The following is an 18,595-nucleotide window of genomic DNA, read 5'->3' on the forward strand; positions in this document are numbered from 1 at the left end:
CCGCCGAATCAGACGAGGGGACTCTCATGCGTGAATGGTGGCGCGACGCCGTTGTATATCAGATCTATCCGCGCAGCTTTCAGGACAGTACCGGCGACGGCATCGGCGACCTGCCCGGAATCACCTCGCGGCTCGAACATGTGGCCGATCTCGGCGCGGATGCAATCTGGCTATCGCCCTTCTTCACCTCGCCCGACAAAGACATGGGCTACGACGTTTCAGATTATACCGGCGTGTCGGAACTCTACGGGACGATCGCGGATTTCGATGCACTGGTGGCGCGAGCGCATGAACTTGGGCTCAAGGTGATCATCGATCAGGTGTTCAGCCATTCGTCCGATCAGCATCCGTGGTTCGTCGAAAGCCGGTCGAGCCGGCACAACGACAAGGCCGACTGGTATATCTGGGCCGACCCCAAGCGGGACGGCACGCCGCCCAACAACTGGATCTCCATCTTCGGCGGTTCGGCGTGGCAATTCGATCCGAATCGGCGCCAGTACTACATGCACAACTTCCTGACCTCGCAGCCGGATTTGAACTTTCACAACCCGCGGGTGGTCGACGCTCTTCTGGATGCGATGCGGTTCTGGCTGGATCGGGGCGTGGACGGGTTCCGGCTCGACACAGTCAACTTCTATGTCCACGACGCGCGGCTGAGGAGCAATCCGCCCTCTGACTGGGGCGATTTTCCGGGCAATCCCTACGAGGCTCAAAACCAGATCTATTCCAAGACTCAGCCGGAAAACCTCGATGTTTTGCGGCGGATGCGGGCGTTGACCGACGAATACGAAGACCGGATGCTGATCGGTGAAGTCGGCGAAATGGGTGATCGCCAGGTCGAGATCATGGGCGAATACACCTCCGGCAAAGACAAGCTGCATCTGGCCTATTCCTTTGCCATGCTCAGCCACGACTATTCGCCCGGCCACTTCCGGCGGTGCATCCAGACCTTCATGGACAAGGCACCCGACGGCTGGCCAAGCTGGTCCTTTTCGAACCACGACGTCGATCGGCACGTCAGCCGGTGGACCCAGCATGGCGGTGATCCCGTCGCCACGGCCAAGCAGTCGATTGCGTTGCTCACCAGCTTTCCAGGGACCTTGGGGATCTATCAGGGCGAGGAACTCGGCCAAACCCAGACCGACATCCTTTTCGAAGAGTTGCAAGACACCGCCAACATCGCCTTCTGGCCCGACTACAAAGGGCGCGATGGCTGCCGGACCCCGATGGTCTGGGAAGCGAACGCGGACAATGCCGGCTTCAGCACCGGGACGCCGTGGCTGCCGGTCAAGGCACCGCAGGCCGCCAATGCAGTCGATCAGCAGCAAGGCCGCAACGACAGCGTGCTGGCGCACTACCGCTCGGCACTGGCGTTTCGCAAGCAGCGCGAAGAACTACGGTTCGGCGAGACGAGCTTTCTCGACCTGCCGCATCCGATCCTCGGCATTCGGCGCAGCACCGACACGGGCAGCCTGACGGCTCTGTTCAACCTGTCGGACGATATCAAGCAGGTCGACATCGACGGGACGCCCACAGGACCGCAGAACGCCGACGTCGAGAACGGCAAGGTCATCCTGCCGGCGCGGGGCTACGTGTTCCTCGAAACGCCTCCTGCAAGCTCTGCCAAGGCGGACTAACGGTCCGATCTTACAGCTCCGGGGTGGGCCACGGCCCACCCCGATCTGCCCGATCACAGCGCTTTCCTTCGATGCCACTTGGCGCTAGCGTCCCGAACAGCCCCGCTGTCGGAGACACCCATGGCTCTGCCAATCCGCCCCACGCATCAAACCTACGATATCGTCGTCATCGGGGGCGCGATGATGGGCAGCGCCGTGGCGTGGTGGTGTGCCCGCAACCCCGATTTCCAAGGGCGGATACTGGTCATCGAGGCCGATCCAACCTTCGAACACGCGGCCACCAGCCTGACCAATTCCTGCATCCGGCAGCAATTCGGCACCGCCGTGAACATCCAGATCAGCCAGTTCGGGGCGATGTTCATCGACCGGTTCAAAGAGTTCATGGAGGATGACAGCGCCCCCGACATCCCGATCCAGTCCTTCGGCTACATGTATCTGGCCGACAACGACAGCTTTGCCGAAACGCTGGCAAATTCTCAGCTATTGCAGGCCAGCCTCGGTGCGGGCACGCAAATGCTCAGCCCGGCGAAACTGGCGGCGGCCTATCCGTTCTACAACCTCGACGGCATCATCGCCGCCTCGCATAACCCCGTAAACGAAGGGTATTTCGACGGTGGCACGATCTTTGACTGGCTGCGCAAAAAGGGCGGGCAGCTTGGCGTCGAACGTATCCACAACCGGGCCACGGGACTTCGCCTCGGCGCGAACAAAGTCACCCACGTCGCCCTCGCGTCAGGCGAAAGCATCAGTTGCGGCGCGGTCGTCAACTGTGCCGGGACCCGCGGGGCCGAGATCAGCGCGATGATAGACGCGCCCCTGCCGATCGAGCCACGGCTGCGATACACCTACGTCTTCGAGGCAGAGACGCCGCTGCCGCGCGACCTGCCTCTGACGATCGATCCCAGCGGCATCCACGTCCGCTCTGACGGGCGCTACTACATGGCCGGCGCGGCACCCGACGACGACCACCCCCGCGATCCCGACGATTTCGCCATGGATCACAACCTCTGGGAAGACAAGGTCTGGCCCGCCCTCGCCCACCGGATCCCGGCCTTCGAGCGGATCAAGCTGCGCAACACATGGGCCGGGCATTACGACTACAACACGCTGGATCAGAACGCCGTCCTTGGGCCTCATCCCGAGGTGCGGAATTTCCACTTCTGCAATGGCTTCTCCGGGCACGGGCTGCAACAATCGCCCGCCGTTGGCCGGGGGCTGAGCGAACTTCTGATCTACGGCGCATACCGCAGCCTCGACCTCACGGCGCTCGGCTACGAGCGCATCCGCGCCAATGCCGCCCTCACCGAACGGGCAGTCATCTGACCGCCGCAGCACATCACGACGACCAAAGGAACCACACCATGACCAAATTCGTCCTCACCGGAGCCGCCGGAGCCCTGGGCAGCGTCCTTCGCGGCCCCCTGTCCCAGATGTGCGACGAATTGCTCAGCACCGATATCGTCGATGAGATCAGCGATCTGGCCCCCAACGAGCGTTTCGTGCAGGCCGATGTGTCGCAACGCGACCAGATCGGGCCACTTCTCGAAGGAGCGGACATGGTCATCCACTTCGCCTCCATCGCAGACGAGGCCCCATTCGAAGAGCTCCTCGGCCCGAATTTCATCGGCGCCTACAACATTTGGGAATCGGCACACGAGCACGGTGTGCGGCGGATCATTTACGCCTCGTCCGTGCACGCCGTGGGCATGCACAACGTCAACGACGGGATCGACCTCGACGCGCCGCACCGACCGGATACCTACTACGGGCTGGCGAAATGTTTCACCGAAGATCTGGCGCGGATGCACTGGGAAAAGCGGGGCATCGAATGCGTTGCCATCCGCATTTTCTCCTGCTCGCCAGAGCCGGGAAACGCGCGCGCACTCGGATCGTGGCTCAGCTACGGCGACCTGATCCAACTGGTCCAGCGCGGGATCGAAGCGCCGACGGTCGGCTATACCGCGATCTTCGGGATCTCGGGCAATACTCGTGGGGCGGTCAACAACGCCAAGGCCAGCTATCTGGGCTATGTACCGCAGGACAACGCCGAATACATGGCCGCAGAGCTGCTGGCAAAAGCCGGCAAGCTCGATCCCCAAGACCCGCAACACATGAAACTGGGCGGGCCCTTCGCGATCGTGCCCTTGGGCGAAAGCGGCGTGGCGATGATCAAGCGGCTGAGCGAGGGCAACGCCTAGCCTCCGTCACATCGCAGGCAGGCCGGACCAAAGAGATGAGCTGCCGCTCAGAACCTCACCACGAATACGGCCCCCTTCTCCGGCTCCAGCGCAATGGTGGCGCCATGCGCCTCAAGCATCCGGCGGACGATGGGCAAGCCCATCCCCGTGCCACCGGCCTCGCGGCGGGTGGTAAAGAACGGATCGAATATCCGGTCGCGATTTCCCGGTGACACACCCGGGCCGTTATCCGATACGCGCAATTCGCCGGGGGTCGCCGCAATCCGCACCTCCGTAGCGCCGTGGGCGGCTGCATTGCCCAGCAGGTGATCGAGCACGAGACGAAGGCCGTCAGCCGACAAGGGCAGCACCGCGTCGGCCTCAAGGGTCAATTCCAGATCGGAATGTTCCATCTGAAGCTCCGGCAAAAACGGGCTGATCCGGGCCTGACCGCGCGACAAGGGCTCTTGCGCGCGGGCCAGCACCCGTTGTGCGTCAAGCAGCGCAGTCATGCGGTCCGCCGCCTCGTCGATCCGGGCCAGCAGACGACTGCGATCCTCCGGCTCAAGGGTCGGGCTGTCGAGCAACTCCGCCGCGCCGCGCAGCACAGTCAGGGGGCCTTTCAACTCGTGCGTCGCATGATCGGCATAGGACCGCAGCACCGCCTCGCGGCCGCGCAAAGCCTCTGCCATGTCGATGACATTGCGACCTAGGGCGCTGAATTCCTGAGTGCCGAAATGCTCCGGCGGAGGCACCGCAAAACGGCCCTCGCGCATCGCCTGCGCGTAGTCCGACAACCGGCGGATCGGGCGCAAGACCAGACGCCACAGCAGAAACGCAAGGACAAGCGTCGCCACGATACCCACCGCGGCAAACAATTGGGCCGTCTCCAACCAGCCCAGAATGTTGCCCGCCATCTTGAACCACGCGATGCCCAGAACCGGCAGACCCAAGACGACCGCCAGAGTGCCGCCAATGACCAAGGTCAGCGGCGGCCGCCATTTCTGGGTCACGCTCCTCTGCACGGGCCCATCCTCACGCCGACACCGTGGACCGTCTCGATGGCGTCCGGGCATCCCGCCCCGGCCAGCTTTGCGCGGAGATTGCGCAGATGGCTGTCCACCGTCCGGTCGCTGACATGCACATTCGTGCCATAGACCAGATCGACGAGGGTCGGACGCGGGATCACTTGATCCGGGCGGGCAATGAGGCGCTCCAATATCTCCATTTCGCGGGCGGTCAGCGGGACGGACACCGGCCCGACGCGGGCCTCGTGCCGGCCGCGATCAAGTGCCAGCACGCCATGCGCCACCCCTTCGGCTTCTGCCGCAACAGGCGCGGCGCGCTTCAGGATCGCCCGGCAGCGGGCCACCAGCTCACGCGGGCTGAACGGCTTGGTCACATAGTCGTCGGCCCCCAATTCCAGCCCCACGACCCGGTCGATCTCGTCGCCCTCGGCCGTCAGGAACAGCACGGGCACCTCGCTCGTCTTGCGCAGCTGGCGGCACACCTCGCGGCCATCCATTTCCGGCAATCCTATGTCGAGCACCACCAGATCCGGACCCTCCAGCGCAGCGGCCAGCCCCGCGGCGCCATCAGCGGCCTCGACGACGTCATAGCCTGCCTGACCGAGCGCAATACGGAGCACGTCGCGAATTTGCGGATCGTCATCGACGATCAGGATACGGGTGGTCATCGCGCATCTCCCTGTGGCGCATAGAACCGCTCCATCGCGGACACGGAAGTATCCTTGGGCGGCGGAACCGCTGCAAGACTATGGCGCAATCGGGCATTGCGGTAGCCCCATTCGCGCCAGTCCACCGGCTCCCGGACAATCGGCACAGAACAAGGCTGCGCGGTTCCGTCTGCAAGATGCTCCGCAATGGCGGGTGCGGCCCCCGCACCCAAATCGCAAAGGTAGGAATAATCCAACACCAAGGCAGGCTGGCTCAGGTTATGGCGGGCGACATATCCGTCGATGTTGAAAAAGCACAAGCCGTAGAGGACCACCCCTGCAAGCCCGAAAGATCGGGCCATCAGCCACGCCACGCTTTGCCCGCGGGCCATCTGAACCAGCATCAGCGCCAGCCCCGCAGCGACGAGGCTCATCCAGACAAAGGCGGCAAAGCGAAGCCGGGTCAGCCCGTAAACCTCGACATAAAGCTCCAGCCGCAGGGCCGACGAGGCGACCAGCAGCACGTTCTGCGCAACCCAAATCGCCAGAAGGGTGCGCAGGATCGGTCGCCCGGCCCAGAAAGGCTGGGTCAACAGGGCAAACAGGCCGGCCAGCAAAGCCGTCGCCAGCAAAGGATAGGCACCGCGGTGTGCATAAGCGGCGTAGCTCAGCCCCTCCGGCAAGCGCACGCCGCCCCACAAATAGGTGGCATCGGTGAGGGTCTGGACAGCGAAAATCGCGTTGAACAACACCAAGGCACGGACAACCGTTTCCGGGGTGAACAGCCCGAAGGCCCGGCCCCTCGGCATCTGCCAGCCCAGCGGCACCTCCAGCGTCGGGCGCAAAGCGGTCAAGCGGAGCGCGGGCCAGACCAAGGCCGCGATCACCGCCCAGAACACCACTCTGTCCGGCGAGAGATGGGCGCCCGAGAACGTGGCAGCCAGATTGGCCAGCCACACGTCGAGCAACGGGTTGCCCATGACCAACAGCGCCGCAAAGACGGCGCCCAATCCCACGGTCAGGCCCCAGCCCTGCACCAGGGCCCAGAGACCCCGGCCACCGGGACGAACCCCAAGCGTCGCCCGCGCGGCCCCCGCCCCGTCGACCCAAATCTGCGCGACTCCGGCCGCAGGCAGACGCACCATCGCGCGCAGCCACAAGGACGCCTTGGCCCGTGATCCCAAGGCCAGCCAAACCAGCGCCCACGCCAGACCGACAACCCCAAAGAGCAACGACAGCAGTCCGACCTGCTCCACAATCGGCAGCAAGCCCAATATCAGGCCCGATGCCGCGATCCAGGCCGCCCGGGCTTGCACGCGTCCGAGCACCGACGCGGCCGCAACCGCGATAGCGACCGCAAACACCGCAAGGGACACGCCCGGCCACGCCACAGCCCAGATCAACAGATCGGCCAAGACGACCAGCGCCACCGCTCCGGCAATCGCCGCACCTGGCACGGCCCATTTGGCAGGAACGCCGTCGATCGCTCCCGAAGGGCCCTCCGGCACCATCCACCACGCATCCTTGGCCAAGGCCCGCGGCACGCCGCGCACTTCAAATCCACGCATCTTTTGTCCCTCATGCAGTTTTGCAGTCGGGTCTAAAGAGGCGAGGTGCAGCCCTGTCGGATCAAATGTGCAGGAGTTGCGCAGACGCCATCAGGCTTGGGCCGCGGCACGAATGGCCGCGATATTGGCGCCGTAGGGTGCAGGATCGGCGACCGAACCGCCCCGAAACGCCGCCGACCCCGCAACCAACACGTCCGCACCGGCGGCGACGACGGCCGGAGCCGTGCGCGGATCGACACCGCCGTCCACCTCGATATGCACCGGACGATCGCCAATCAATTCGCGCAACCGGGCGATCTTGGCGGTCATATCCAGAAACGACTGGCCCCCGAAACCGGGGTTCACCGTCATCACGCAAACCAGATCGACGAGGTCGAGGACATTGGCCACGGCATCGGCCGGCGTGCCCGGGTTCAGCGCCACGCCGGGGCGCACTCCGGCTGCACGAATGGCCTGCAATGTGCGGTGAATATGCGGACCGGCCTCCACATGCGCGGTCAGGATGTCGGCGCCCGCATCGGCAAAGGCCTCGATATACGGGTCCACCGGCGCGATCATCAGATGAACGTCCATCAGCGTCTTGATATGCGGACGAATGGCGCGGCAAAGCTGCGGGCCGAAAGTGATGTTGGGCACGAAATGGCCGTCCATCACGTCAACGTGGATCCAGTCGGCACCTTGGGCCTCCACCGCCTGAATCTCGCGTCCGAAATCGGCGAAATCGGCGGAAAGTATCGACGGGGCGATCTTGATCGAGCGGTCAAAGGTCATCGGGAGAGGCTCCTTGCTGGCGATGGCTCACGCGATACTGCGACGGCTGGCAAATGTCACGCAACTTGGCGGAACGGATGCGGCGAAACGGCGCAATGCTGCGCCGCAGAAAAGCTTTGCCGCAGCGCAGCATTTGTCGTATTATGGTCAATCATGAGCATAATACGCCTTTCACACGCGGATATTCTGGGGCCAGAGCACCATGTGCTGCTGGTCCGTGCAACGCTTGGGACGAAACGACCGAGCACGTTGCACGATCATGACTTCTTCGAATTGATCTGGGTGCAGAACGGCGTGGTGCGGCACCACATGCCCGAATTGCGCGAAGATCTGCGCGAAGGCGACCTGCTCTTCGTGCGACCGGGCGACAGGCATGGGCTTCAAGGACGTGGCGACGAGGCGATGGTCGTCTCGGTGACGTTCCGGCCCGACTTGATCGCCGACCTCGCGAAACGGCACCCGGCGCTGATGGGCACGCTGTTTTGGTCGGAGGCGGCGCAGCCCGTCAAGCTGTCTCGAGACAATCGGCAGCTGGCCGACCTGAATCAATCGGCGTTGCGGCTCGAACGGGGACGGCAGGACGCACTGGAAGCCGAAGCCTTTCTGCTGCCGCTCGTCACCGGCCTTGCCGGCATGACGCCTCTGCCAAGGACGGCGCCCGATTGGCTGCTGGCGGCCTGCGACGCGGCGCGGGATCCGCGGGTCTTCCGGGACGGGGCAGCCGGCTTTGCACGGGTGGCCGGCAAAGCGCATCCGCATGTCAGCAGGACAGCACGGCGGTTTCTGGGGCAAAGCCCGTCTGACTATGTCAATGGGCAGCGTATGGCCTTTGCCGCGCGCAGGCTCACCGGATCAAGCGATAGCCTGACCGAGATCGCCTCGGATTGCGGCATCCCGAACCTGTCGCATTTTCATAAGCTGTTTCGGGAATTCCACGGACAAACGCCGCAGAAGTTCCGGCGCACCCACCAGCGGGACGTGGTTCAGCCCGGCTGACCACACACCTCTGGCGCAGCACCGGGTCGGGTCGAGAGGCACCGCCGCAGGTCCGCGGTATCGGTGCCTCTCAAATCAGATCGAGTTTCAGAATCGACCTTAAAGCTCGCGCTTTTTCTGTGTGCGACGAATGACGATATACATCGCGGCGGCTCCACACAGGAAAGCGGCGAGGTTCATGACAGGCGAGATAAAGATGTCCACGGGTTTGCTCCAATTTAGCGTAGATTAGGCCTAATCCCCTAAAGAGTGTTCGTGTTTGAAGTGCGGCGAGCGCGTGACCAAATTCGTCGAAGATGGGTGCAGCAGGCGTTTTTGACCAATTGGTCAACTCTTGCCAAAGGCGCAGAGCCATGTCACGGTCGGCCGGCAAAGCCGGAGGCGACAGACGTGCACACCCAAACCCCTACCAAGAGCGACACCGCCCAGCTTCCGCAGCTCCATCTGCCGCGCAACGACGGCATGGAACTCGATATGGATTGGGTCGCGCGCGTGCAGGCCAATACCTCCGCCATCGAACGGCGGGCGGCCACGCTTCCGGGTCGGCGGTCGGTCAAGAAGCAATTTCAGGCGGCCTGGCTCTGCAAGGCGATCTCCTGCATCGACTTGACGACGCTGGCAGGCGACGACACGGCGGCAAGGGTGCAACGGCTCTGTGCCAAGGCGCGGCAGCCTGTCTCGCCCGAATTGCTCGACGCGCTCGGAATGACGGGGCTCACTGTTGGGGCCGTCTGCGTCTATCACGACATGGTGGAAACCGCCGTTGCCGCACTCGACGGCTCCGGCATTCCAGTGGCGGCCGTCTCGACCGGCTTTCCGGCCGGTCTGTCGCCGTTCCACCTCCGGGTGCAGGAGATCAAGGAAAGCGTCGCTGCGGGGGCAAAGGAGATCGACATCGTGATCTCCAGGCGGCACGTGCTGTCAGGCAACTGGCAGGCGCTCTACGACGAAATGCGGGCCTTCCGAGAGGCCTGCGGCGAGGCCCATGTCAAAGCGATCCTCGCCACCGGCGAGCTTGGCACGCTACGCAACGTCGCACGGGCCAGCCTGATCTGCATGATGGCCGGGGCCGATTTCATCAAGACGTCGACCGGCAAGGAATCCGTCAACGCCACCCTGCCCGTCACGCTCACCATGATCCGTGCCATCCGCGACTTTGAGGCCCGCACCGGGATCAAGGTCGGCTACAAGCCCGCCGGCGGGATCTCCAAGGCGAAAGATGCCATCACATATCTGGCGATGATGAAGGACGAACTGGGCGACCGCTGGCTGCAGCCAGACTTGTTCCGGTTCGGCGCCTCGTCGCTGCTTGGCGATATCGAACGGCAACTCGAACACCACGTCACCGGGGCCTACTCGGCTGGCTGGCGGCATGCGCTGGCGTGAGACGTTGCGAATTGAGTTTTTTGGCCAAGATGAAGACATGACCCGGTTCACCCTCATAGACACGCAGCCCGGACTGGAACCCTGTTCGCGCCCCGATGCCATCCAAAGGACAACGCCATGACCGTCAAGGACATCTTCGAGACCATGGAGTATGGCCCCGCTCCCGAAAGCTCTGCCGAAGCGCTGGCATGGCTCGCCGATCGGGGCGGCATCGCCGGTCCCTATGTGAACGGGAAATGGGGACCGCTGCGGGATGACATGAGCATCCACAATCCGGCAACGGGCGAACGTCTGGCCGGGATGACGAAATCCACTCCCGAGGATGTCGGCGCGGCGGTCAAAGCCGCCCGCAAGGCGCAACCGGCATGGGCCAAGCTCGGCGGGCACGGACGGGCCCGCATCCTCTATGCCATCGCCCGGTTGATTCAAAAGCACTCCCGGCTCTTGGCGGTGATCGAAACGCTGGACAACGGCAAGCCGATCCGCGAATCGCGCGACATCGATGTGCCCCTGGCAGCGCGACATTTCTACTTCCATGCGGGCCTCGCCCAGCTTCTGGAGACCGAAAAGCCCAACCACGAGCCCATCGGCGTCTGCGGTCAGATCATCCCGTGGAACTTCCCACTGCTCATGCTGGCATGGAAGATCGCCCCCGCTCTCGCCGCGGGCAATACAGTGGTACTCAAACCTGCCGAATACACATCGCTTTCGGCCATGGTCTTTGCCGAGATCTGCACCCAGGCCGGCGTCCCGCCCGGCGTGGTCAACATCATCACCGGCGACGGCGACACAGGAGCCGCCCTTGTGGCCTCCGACGTCGACAAGATCGCCTTTACCGGATCGACGGCCGTGGGCCGGCTGATCCGCGAGGCGACGGCAGGGCGCCACATCGCGCTCACCTTGGAGCTTGGGGGCAAGTCCCCCTATATCGTCTTCGACGACGCGGATCTGGATTCGGCGGTCGAAGGGCTCGTCGACGCGATATGGTTCAACCAAGGGCAGGTCTGCTGCGCCGGATCGCGGCTACTTGTGCAGGAAACCATCGCGGAGGACTTCCACGCCCGGTTGCGGCGGCGGATGGACGGGCTGCGCATCGGCGATCCGCTCGACAAATGTATCGACGTCGGCGCGATCGTCGACCCGGTGCAACTGAAAACCATCACCGACCTGGTCGACGCGCACCCCGAAGGCGATCATCACGTCGCCGCCACGCCGCTGCCCGCGACCGGCTGCTTCTATCCGCCGACACTGATCACCGGGCTGTCGCCCGCCTCGCCGCTGATGCAAACCGAAATCTTCGGGCCCGTGCTCGTCGGCACAACCTTCCGCACGCCCGCCGAGGCGGTGGAGCTGGCCAACAACACGCGCTACGGGCTGGCCGCGACGGTCTGGAGCGAGAATATCAACCTCGCCCTCGACATCGCGCCAAAGCTCACGGCAGGGGTGGTCTGGGTGAACGGCACCAACATGTTCGACGCCGCCGCCCCCTTCGGCGGCGTGCGCGAAAGCGGCTTCGGACGCGAAGGCGGCTGGGTCGGGCTTTCGGCCTACCTCAAGCCCAAGACGACCGGGAAGACGCTCAAACCCATCGCGCCGCACAGCGGCTCCGGCGGGCACGACGGCCTCGACCGAACGGCAAAGCTCTATATCGGTGGCAAACAGGCACGGCCCGACGGTGGCTACTCCCGCGAAGTCTACAGCCCCAAGGGCGCCCTGCTCGGGCACGCCAGCCTCGCCAACCGCAAAGACGTCCGGAACGCTGTCGAAGCGGCGGCCGCCGCCAAGGGCTGGGGCAAGACGACAGGGCACCTGCGGGCGCAGATCCTGTATTACATCGCCGAAAACCTCTCCGCGCGGGCGGGTGAATTCGCAAACCGGATCAAGGATATGACCGGCAAGGATGGCAACAAGGAGGTCGAGGCTTCGATCAACACCCTGTTCACCTATGCCGCTTGGGCCGACAAATACGACGGCGCCGCACACGGTGTGCCGATCCGTGGGGTGGCGCTGGCCATGCGCGAACCCGTCGGGATCATCGGCGCCCTCTGCGCCGACGACGCGCCACTGGCCGGGCTGATCGGAGCAATGGCCCCGGCCATCGCGATGGGCAATCGAACCGTGCTCATCGGGTCCGAAGCCTACCCGCTGGCGGCAACCGACCTCTACCAGGTGCTGGAAACCTCTGACGTGCCGGCCGGCGTGGTCAACATCCTGACCGGCAGTCACGCCGAACTGGCGCCGACGCTGGCGGCACATCTCAACATTGACGCCGTCTGGAGCTTTTCATCCACCGATCTCTCCGAGACGATCGAAAAGGCCAGCAGCGGCAATCTGAAACGAACATGGGTCAACAACGGCAAATCGAGGGATTGGACCAATCCCGACGCCGACAGCTTCCTACCCGCGGCCACGGAAACCAAATCCATCTGGATTCCCTACGGCGAATAAAACGCCCGCCGGCCTAGCAGCGCCCTTGGCTTCTTTGGGTCAGAAATATCCCGGGGGGTTTGGGGGGCTGGCCCCCCATTCAATCTCGGCACTCTTCAAAGTGGCGGAACGACCGCGCAACGCGATCCTAGCGACGCCAACTCGCAAACCACCGGGAAATCCCCGCGCGACGCTCGTCCACCGCATCGTCCAAACGCTGCAGGCGAGGATCGATCCGGCGCGCCTTGAAACGGCGCAAGCGGACGGTCACGCCCCAGACCAAGGCGGCAAAGAACAGCAGGATCACGATATTCACCCAAGGGATCAGGCGAACGGTAGGATCATCGATCGGGCGGATCGTGATGGCATTGGGATAGATCGTCAGATAGCGAATGCGCCAGCCGTAATGGAGAACGACGGCCCACTGAGGGTCGGTCGAGCTCGAGATCAGATCCTGCGCTTCCGCCTGCAAATCCGAGCTGTCGAACTTGAAATACGGCGGCCAGATCCAGCCCGTATCCTCGTTGCGATAGACCATCACACCCTTCTCGTAGCGAACGGTATTGATCAGACGCAGGTCACGGGTCGGCTGCTCTGCCGCGCCGCTGTCGGCTTGGGCATAAAAGATGCGGTTGAGGTTCGTGAAGTCGGTGCGAATGATCTCGGTGCCGGTCACGCGGACGATGTCGCGCTGTGGCAGCACGTAGGAAAAGAACGCCGCCACGACAGCCCAGACCACGATCCAGAATGTCCACTTGATGTAACTGCCCAAAGCATGGCCCCCGGTGATTAGGTGTAGTTCACGAGATAGAGGATCGTGCCGACGATCACCATAGGGATGATATAGACGCCAAGGATCAGGCGACGGCGCAGCGAACTGTCATAGTCGACCAATCCGGCTTTCACATAGGCCTCCTGATCGCCCTCGCGGCCCTCCTCGATCCATCGCTGCTCCAGCTTGCCACGGCGCACCGCGCGGGAATAGAGGGACAGGCTGACGTAGAAGACGCTCAGCACGATAAAGGCTATGAAAAACAGGCGGATCACACCCATGATCTATCTCCTTCTTGGCACCGCGCCCCAAGGACCGACAAGGTCGATCAGGTCGGGCTCCGGCTTGGGCGGCGGCGGTGGTTCGACGGTCGATCGGGACCACGGGCCCGCCTTCGGTTCTTCCATGCCCGCTTCGTGGCCAAAGAGTGCGGCCCGCGTGCCCGACTTGTCTACCATATATTCGTTGGCCAGAAAATCAGCCACATAGGCCTGCTTTTCCGGAGGCCAGCCGGCATAGGCGCGGTAGAAGGCTTCCTTGTGGCAGATGAAGAGCTGGCGGATGTCCAGCGGCGACAATTCGGCGAGCAGCATATTCACCAGATCGACATCGGGCACATCGCGGGCGCGAAGGGTATAGAAATAGGCCGGATGCTCGCTGTCGATCTCGGGCCACGGACCGTCTTCTTCGGCCCAGCGGGCAAGGGCGGCAAGGCCCTGCCAGTCCTTCGGCAAAAGGGCGGCGTAGCGGCGGCCAAAGTTGCGCAGATCGCGGCGGGTCGCTCCCTCGAGGCTCTCGCCCATGACGCTGGCCACTTCGGCCACGATGAAATCCATCTTCTGATGCAGGATCGCCGCGGCGTCGATGCCCCGGGCCTTCACGATCGGCTCCACGAGGGCGTTTTCTTCGAGAAAGCGGGCAATCGCGCTGCGATCTCGCAGTCCGAAGACGGTTCTGATGGGTAATTCACCCAAGGCGGCAGGATCGCCGGCGGCGATCACCGCCGGGTGCTCGACATTGCGAAAGACGTAGAAACCGCCGAAAAGCGAGGTCCAGAAATTCTCCTGCGAGAAGGTCATCTTGGACAGGGTCACCGGATTGCGGGTCACATCGCCGGTTTCACGGGCAAGTCCGATCATGCGGCCGATCAGGACGTCGTCCCACCACGCATCCGGCTCCGTCTTGAAACGGTTGATCATCGCGGCCAACCGCTCGGCCGTGGCGACGGTCCCCTTTGTGGTATCGGCCTCGATGGTGACGGAGCGAATGTCGAACAGCTTGGCGGCCGTCGGGGCCGTGAAGACCGAATTCACCAACTCGCCCGCCACCGCATCCTGAGCGGTCAACGCAAATAGCTGCGGCTCATTCTCCTGAATGAACTGGCGCAATATCCCGCGCGAAGTCGAAAAGGCGGCATCCAACAGCGGCGCCTTCTTCTGCTCCGTCGTAAGCAGGATGAACTGACGATTGACGCCCTCATGGTTGAGATAGGCCATGTCGTCCAACTCATCGCCTACTTCGGGGGAATAGCCCGATATATCGATGTGAAAATCCGTCAAGGAGGTGCGCTTGCCTGTCAGCCGCTCCAAGGCGCGGTTGTAGCGTTCCACCCAGACCGGGCTCTCCACCCGGATCAGATTGCCGAACATCAGGCCTTTTTCAATCAGCAGTCTCATGTCTCAACCATATGCCGGGTGCGCCGGCCGCGCACCACCCTCAAAGAAAAATGGACGACGCAGGGCGCCAAACCAGCAAGGCACGGCCCTTGCGCCTGCAACTTGGGCATCACCATGTCTCATGCACCCATGTTTTCGGCAGTCCGGCGATGCTCAGGATCATGATCGGGGCCCATATAAAGGCCGAGACAAGGCCCAAGCGGCCAAAATGAACGACGGCCGCCGCCACGCCGGCCTCGAACAACACCGCAAGCGGCACCCCGCGCAGCACGTAGATCGAGACAAAGAACGCACAGCCCAGCACGAACATCACGATCGTCGAACACAGCGACAACAGCATCAGCGGCCGAACCCCTTCGGGAAACATCACGGACAGCCCGCGCGGCACCAGCCAGCCCACAAGGGCCAGAACCAGCGCCGGCAAAACCAAGCCATCAGCGAGCATCGTCGCGCTCCTTGTCCGACAAGACCCAGACCAGCCAGCTTGGATAAGCCCAGCCGGCCACATTGGCCAAGGTCGTCGTCCAGGCCAGCGGGTCCGACCAGCCGCCAATCGCATCCAGCGCCATCGACAGAAACAAGTTGACGAAGACCGGCGGCAGGTTCACCAGCAAGGCATTGAACATGCCCGAAACGAACCAGATGGCAAAGCGGCGCATCATGCGGTTGGGGCCTTCGGGCACCGGGAGCATGCCCTTGGTGACTTCGCCCGCCACCCAAATCAGGCCCAGCTGAGCGGCGACCGATATGCAGACTGCCAGAATGGTGATCACCGGGCCGCTCCAGTCTCACGCCAATACATCAGCATGCAGCGGGCACCGAGCAACGGCACATAGACCAGCGGCGCGAGGAACACGACGGTCGCCACGAACACTTGCGGGCTGGCCCACTGGAATGCCCAGCGCGGGCCATCTTCGCCAAAGGCCGACAGTTGCAGCGTGGCAATGGCATAGACGACAGGCAGGCTCATCAGGGTCACGGCCACAGAGCCGAGCGCGAAACGGCGTCCGGCATCGCGGACGGGCTTTTCCGAAGGCTTCACCTGCGACGGCACCCACCATCCCAGCGCGACCGCCATCGCCAGCCAGACCAGCCAGGGACCATAGGCCAGCGTCAGGAGCGGCTGCATCAGCGCGCCAAGCGCCAGAAAGATGACCAGCGCAATGATGATGCCGTTAGGGCTCACTCCCGCCTCCTCCTGTCACAATCGGATCGAGGGTCGGCCACGGCGATCACCCCTTGCTCGCGAGATAGCGGCGCTTGGCTTCTTCGGTGCGACCGAAGTCGCGGACCATGTTTTCGATGGCCACCTCGTCCGATTTGTCGGCATAGCGGAATTCGCTGTCGGCGTAGCGGTTGATCTCCTGAATCACCATGTCGACGGTGATCTCCTTGCGCAGGCTAGAGATCATCTCCAGCTTGCGGTCATAGGGCTGAAACAGGAACAGGTCGGGCTTCTCCATCCACTCGTCAGGCAGCTCGAAGTCCATCGCTCTGACCTTCACCGCGTCGGTGATGTTCTTGATCGCACGGCCGGTAAAGCGTTCGTCCGCCTCCTGAATGCCCTTCAGATAGGTGCCGAGCTTGGCGATGGTATCGAGCTTTCCCAGCTTGCTCTCGACCTTGTCCCACACGGCCAACAGGCCCTCTTCCTTGGGGCGCCCATGGCTCTCGAACGAGGCGGCGACGGCCTTCTGGATCTGCTGTGCGGCAAACAGATCGTGATCGCCCAGCGGCATGTCATGCTCCTTGCCGAGAAGCAGGCTGAGAATGTCGATGTAATCCTCGCGGGTCTGGGGGCCATCCACCAGAAACCGGGCTCCGGCACGCTGGCGCAGGGCATCATCGACATTCTCGGGATAGTTGGAAAACATGCCGAAGGTGCAGTTGCCACGCACCACCGTATTGGCGCCCGCAAAGGCATCCATCAGGACGGCGGTGATCTCCAACTGGCCGGCACTCGACTGGCGGTCGCCGCGCTTGCCCGCAAGGGTGTCGATATCGTCGATGGTGCCAAAGCCGATCACATTGGGATCGATGATGTTGTCGATAAAGGCGCGGGCGTTCTGGCCAGACTTGCCCTGATAACTGTCGATATTGTCGGTGCTCAGGTTCTGATAGCGGAACGCATAGCCGGCGACCTGACAGTAGTCATTGATCAATCCGGCCATCATCTGAATGAGGGTCGTCTTGCCGGTGCCCGGCGCGCCATCGCCCATGAAGGTAAAGATAAATCCGCCCAACTCGGCAAAGGGGTTCATCTTGCGCTCGAAATCATAGGCCATCAGCATCTTGGCCAGACGCAGCGCCTGATACTTGGCGATATGGTTGCCCACCACCTCGTGCGGCTTCTTGAAACTCATGGTCAACTTGGTACCACGGGCCTTGTGGGCGGGGGCAAAGCCCTGAATGGTCAGCCCATCGGCCTCCACCTTCCAACTCGCGCCGGTAAATGGCTCCAGCCTGCCGGCAGTGCTGGCACGGGCGGCCACCTTGGCCATCAGAGCCTCGGCAAAGGCCAAAACGGTGGCGGTCAGGCGCGGCTCTGTGGTGGCAAATGCCTCCAGATCCTGCTCCAGCTCCCACAACACGCCATGCAGGGCAAGCTGACCGTTCTCGGTCAACACCTCCTCCACCTCACCGATCTCGACGGTCTCCTCAGTGGCATGAGAGGCCAGCAAAAACGCCGTCGCGTTGGCAAAGGTATACAGCGTGACGAGCGCCTCGGCGGTCAGCATCTCGGAAAACGCAGCCCCCTGATCGGCAGGCAACGCGCCGGCCAGATTGGCGCGCTTGAGATCGGCTAGTCCAGTGCGCTCGGCATATTGCTCGGCCACGGCCAGGGCGATGGCCAAGGCACGGCGCAACCCGTTCTGCACCGCCGCCAACACAGGCGAGATCAGGCCGCTGCCGTCCAGTTCCGCGATTTGCGCCAGGATCTGCACGCCCTCGGTGCGAACCGTGCGGCGGGTGACCAGCCCCGGCGTAGTCGAACGAAACGCGCGACGGGTGCCGATGCCCGACGACCGCTCCGGCGCGGGCGCCTCCCCTCCAGACGCGATCCGGGGCGCATGGTCAAAGCCCTGCAACATCGCCAAGGCCGCTGGATAATGCTTGACGATATCCTCCTCGCGCAACTCCATCTGATCCGCCGTTTGGCTCATCGCTCGCTCCTCACTTCCACCCAATCCTGACCACTATGGGTCTGCAACGCATAGACCCCCTCGACCGCATTCGCCCCGTCGTGACACAGGCGCACCACGTCGAAGCCGTAAATCGCATTGCCGCGGGCCTTCTCCAGGCACTCACCGGCTTCGGCCCGCGGATGCGGGCCACCATATGCCTCGCCCAACGGGAAAAACCCCCGGTCCGCCAAAACCTCCGCAACCGGAGCATACCGCCCGCCAGCCTCGTCAACCATCTGCGACAGCTCGGCTGCCGTCGGACTCACCCGGGGCACGCACCCCGCACAAACCATCAGCGCGAGACCTGCGCTTCTTTTGGCCCTAA

18 protein-coding genes are annotated in these 18,595 nt (G+C 63.4%); 6 read left to right on the forward strand and 12 right to left on the reverse strand.

The window, feature by feature from the left end:
• Positions 1–26: 26 nt before the first annotated feature.
• From LOM8899_RS01300 to LOM8899_RS01310, 3 genes are all read left to right on the forward strand, one after another.
• Positions 27–1,637 (forward strand): alpha-amylase family glycosyl hydrolase, encoded by a 1,611-nt coding sequence (locus LOM8899_RS01300; protein WP_093990352.1) that lies wholly within the window; start codon positions 27–29, stop codon positions 1,635–1,637.
• A gap of 120 nt (positions 1,638–1,757) precedes the next feature.
• On the forward strand, positions 1,758–2,960 hold the full coding sequence (locus LOM8899_RS01305; protein WP_093990353.1) for an NAD(P)/FAD-dependent oxidoreductase: 1,203 nt from the start codon (positions 1,758–1,760) through the stop codon (positions 2,958–2,960).
• Positions 2,961–2,998: 38 nt separating this feature from the next.
• Positions 2,999–3,835, forward strand: a complete 837-nt coding sequence (locus tag LOM8899_RS01310) for an NAD-dependent epimerase/dehydratase family protein (RefSeq protein WP_093990354.1) — start codon at positions 2,999–3,001, stop codon at positions 3,833–3,835.
• 47 nt (positions 3,836–3,882) lie between these two features.
• Here the strand turns inward: LOM8899_RS01310 and LOM8899_RS01315 are convergent, their stop codons facing one another.
• From LOM8899_RS01315 to rpe, 4 genes are all read right to left on the reverse strand, one after another.
• Complete coding sequence (locus tag LOM8899_RS01315) at positions 3,883–4,839, reverse strand: HAMP domain-containing sensor histidine kinase (protein ID WP_093990355.1); 957 nt, start codon at positions 4,837–4,839, stop codon at positions 3,883–3,885.
• The gene (locus LOM8899_RS01320; RefSeq protein WP_093990356.1) at positions 4,824–5,510 is read right to left on the reverse strand and encodes a response regulator transcription factor; all 687 of its coding nucleotides are present in this window, start codon (positions 5,508–5,510) and stop codon (positions 4,824–4,826) included. Before LOM8899_RS01320 ends, LOM8899_RS01315 begins: the two co-directional genes overlap by 16 nt.
• Positions 5,507–7,057, reverse strand: a complete 1,551-nt coding sequence (locus tag LOM8899_RS01325; RefSeq protein WP_093990357.1) for a DUF4153 domain-containing protein — start codon at positions 7,055–7,057, stop codon at positions 5,507–5,509. Before LOM8899_RS01325 ends, LOM8899_RS01320 begins: the two co-directional genes overlap by 4 nt.
• Positions 7,058–7,147: 90 nt before the next feature.
• Entirely contained in the window at positions 7,148–7,828 is a 681-nt protein-coding gene (gene rpe, locus LOM8899_RS01330) for a ribulose-phosphate 3-epimerase (protein ID WP_093990358.1), read from the reverse strand.
• Positions 7,829–7,981: 153 nt separating this feature from the next.
• On the opposite strand from rpe, the gene LOM8899_RS01335 reads away from it, so the two are divergent.
• The 3 genes from LOM8899_RS01335 to LOM8899_RS01345 all read left to right on the forward strand — a co-directional run bounded on the left by LOM8899_RS01335 (position 7,982) and on the right by LOM8899_RS01345 (position 12,658).
• Positions 7,982–8,824, forward strand: a complete 843-nt coding sequence (locus LOM8899_RS01335) for a helix-turn-helix transcriptional regulator (RefSeq protein WP_093990359.1) — start codon at positions 7,982–7,984, stop codon at positions 8,822–8,824.
• Positions 8,825–9,214: 390 nt separating this feature from the next.
• Positions 9,215–10,210, forward strand: coding sequence for a deoxyribose-phosphate aldolase (deoC, locus tag LOM8899_RS01340; RefSeq protein WP_245820404.1), 996 nt, complete (start codon positions 9,215–9,217; stop codon positions 10,208–10,210).
• Positions 10,211–10,327: 117 nt separating this feature from the next.
• On the forward strand, positions 10,328–12,658 hold the full coding sequence (locus tag LOM8899_RS01345) for an aldehyde dehydrogenase family protein (protein ID WP_093990360.1): 2,331 nt from the start codon (positions 10,328–10,330) through the stop codon (positions 12,656–12,658).
• A gap of 127 nt (positions 12,659–12,785) precedes the next feature.
• On the opposite strand, the gene LOM8899_RS01350 is transcribed toward LOM8899_RS01345, so the two are convergent.
• From LOM8899_RS01350 to LOM8899_RS01385, 8 genes are all read right to left on the reverse strand, one after another.
• Entirely contained in the window at positions 12,786–13,409 is a 624-nt protein-coding gene (locus LOM8899_RS01350) for a DUF1523 family protein (protein WP_093990361.1), read from the reverse strand.
• Positions 13,410–13,426: 17 nt separating this feature from the next.
• A complete protein-coding gene (locus LOM8899_RS01355; RefSeq protein WP_306456439.1) occupies positions 13,427–13,690 on the reverse strand; it encodes a hypothetical protein in 264 nt (87 codons plus the stop codon).
• 3 nt (positions 13,691–13,693) lie between these two features.
• Positions 13,694–15,085: a DUF6638 family protein gene (locus LOM8899_RS01360; protein ID WP_093990363.1), complete on the reverse strand. Its 1,392-nt coding sequence runs from the start codon at positions 15,083–15,085 to the stop codon at positions 13,694–13,696.
• Positions 15,086–15,194: 109 nt separating this feature from the next.
• Positions 15,195–15,530: a hypothetical protein gene (locus tag LOM8899_RS01365; RefSeq protein ID WP_093990364.1), complete on the reverse strand. Its 336-nt coding sequence runs from the start codon at positions 15,528–15,530 to the stop codon at positions 15,195–15,197.
• Positions 15,520–15,858, reverse strand: a complete 339-nt coding sequence (locus LOM8899_RS01370; RefSeq protein WP_093990365.1) for a hypothetical protein — start codon at positions 15,856–15,858, stop codon at positions 15,520–15,522. Before LOM8899_RS01370 ends, LOM8899_RS01365 begins: the two co-directional genes overlap by 11 nt.
• Positions 15,855–16,271: a hypothetical protein gene (locus LOM8899_RS01375; protein ID WP_093990366.1), complete on the reverse strand. Its 417-nt coding sequence runs from the start codon at positions 16,269–16,271 to the stop codon at positions 15,855–15,857. The genes LOM8899_RS01370 and LOM8899_RS01375 overlap by 4 nt, the downstream gene beginning before the upstream one ends.
• A 46-nt stretch (positions 16,272–16,317) precedes the next feature.
• The gene (locus LOM8899_RS01380) at positions 16,318–18,249 is read right to left on the reverse strand and encodes an AAA family ATPase (RefSeq protein WP_093990367.1); all 1,932 of its coding nucleotides are present in this window, start codon (positions 18,247–18,249) and stop codon (positions 16,318–16,320) included.
• Entirely contained in the window at positions 18,246–18,536 is a 291-nt protein-coding gene (locus LOM8899_RS01385) for a hypothetical protein (RefSeq protein WP_133064958.1), read from the reverse strand. Before LOM8899_RS01385 ends, LOM8899_RS01380 begins: the two co-directional genes overlap by 4 nt.
• Between the last annotated feature and the right edge of the window lie 59 nt (positions 18,537–18,595).

It is taken from the genome of Flavimaricola marinus, assembly GCF_900184895.1.
GTDB classification, from domain to species: Bacteria; Pseudomonadota; Alphaproteobacteria; order Rhodobacterales; family Rhodobacteraceae; genus Flavimaricola; species Flavimaricola marinus.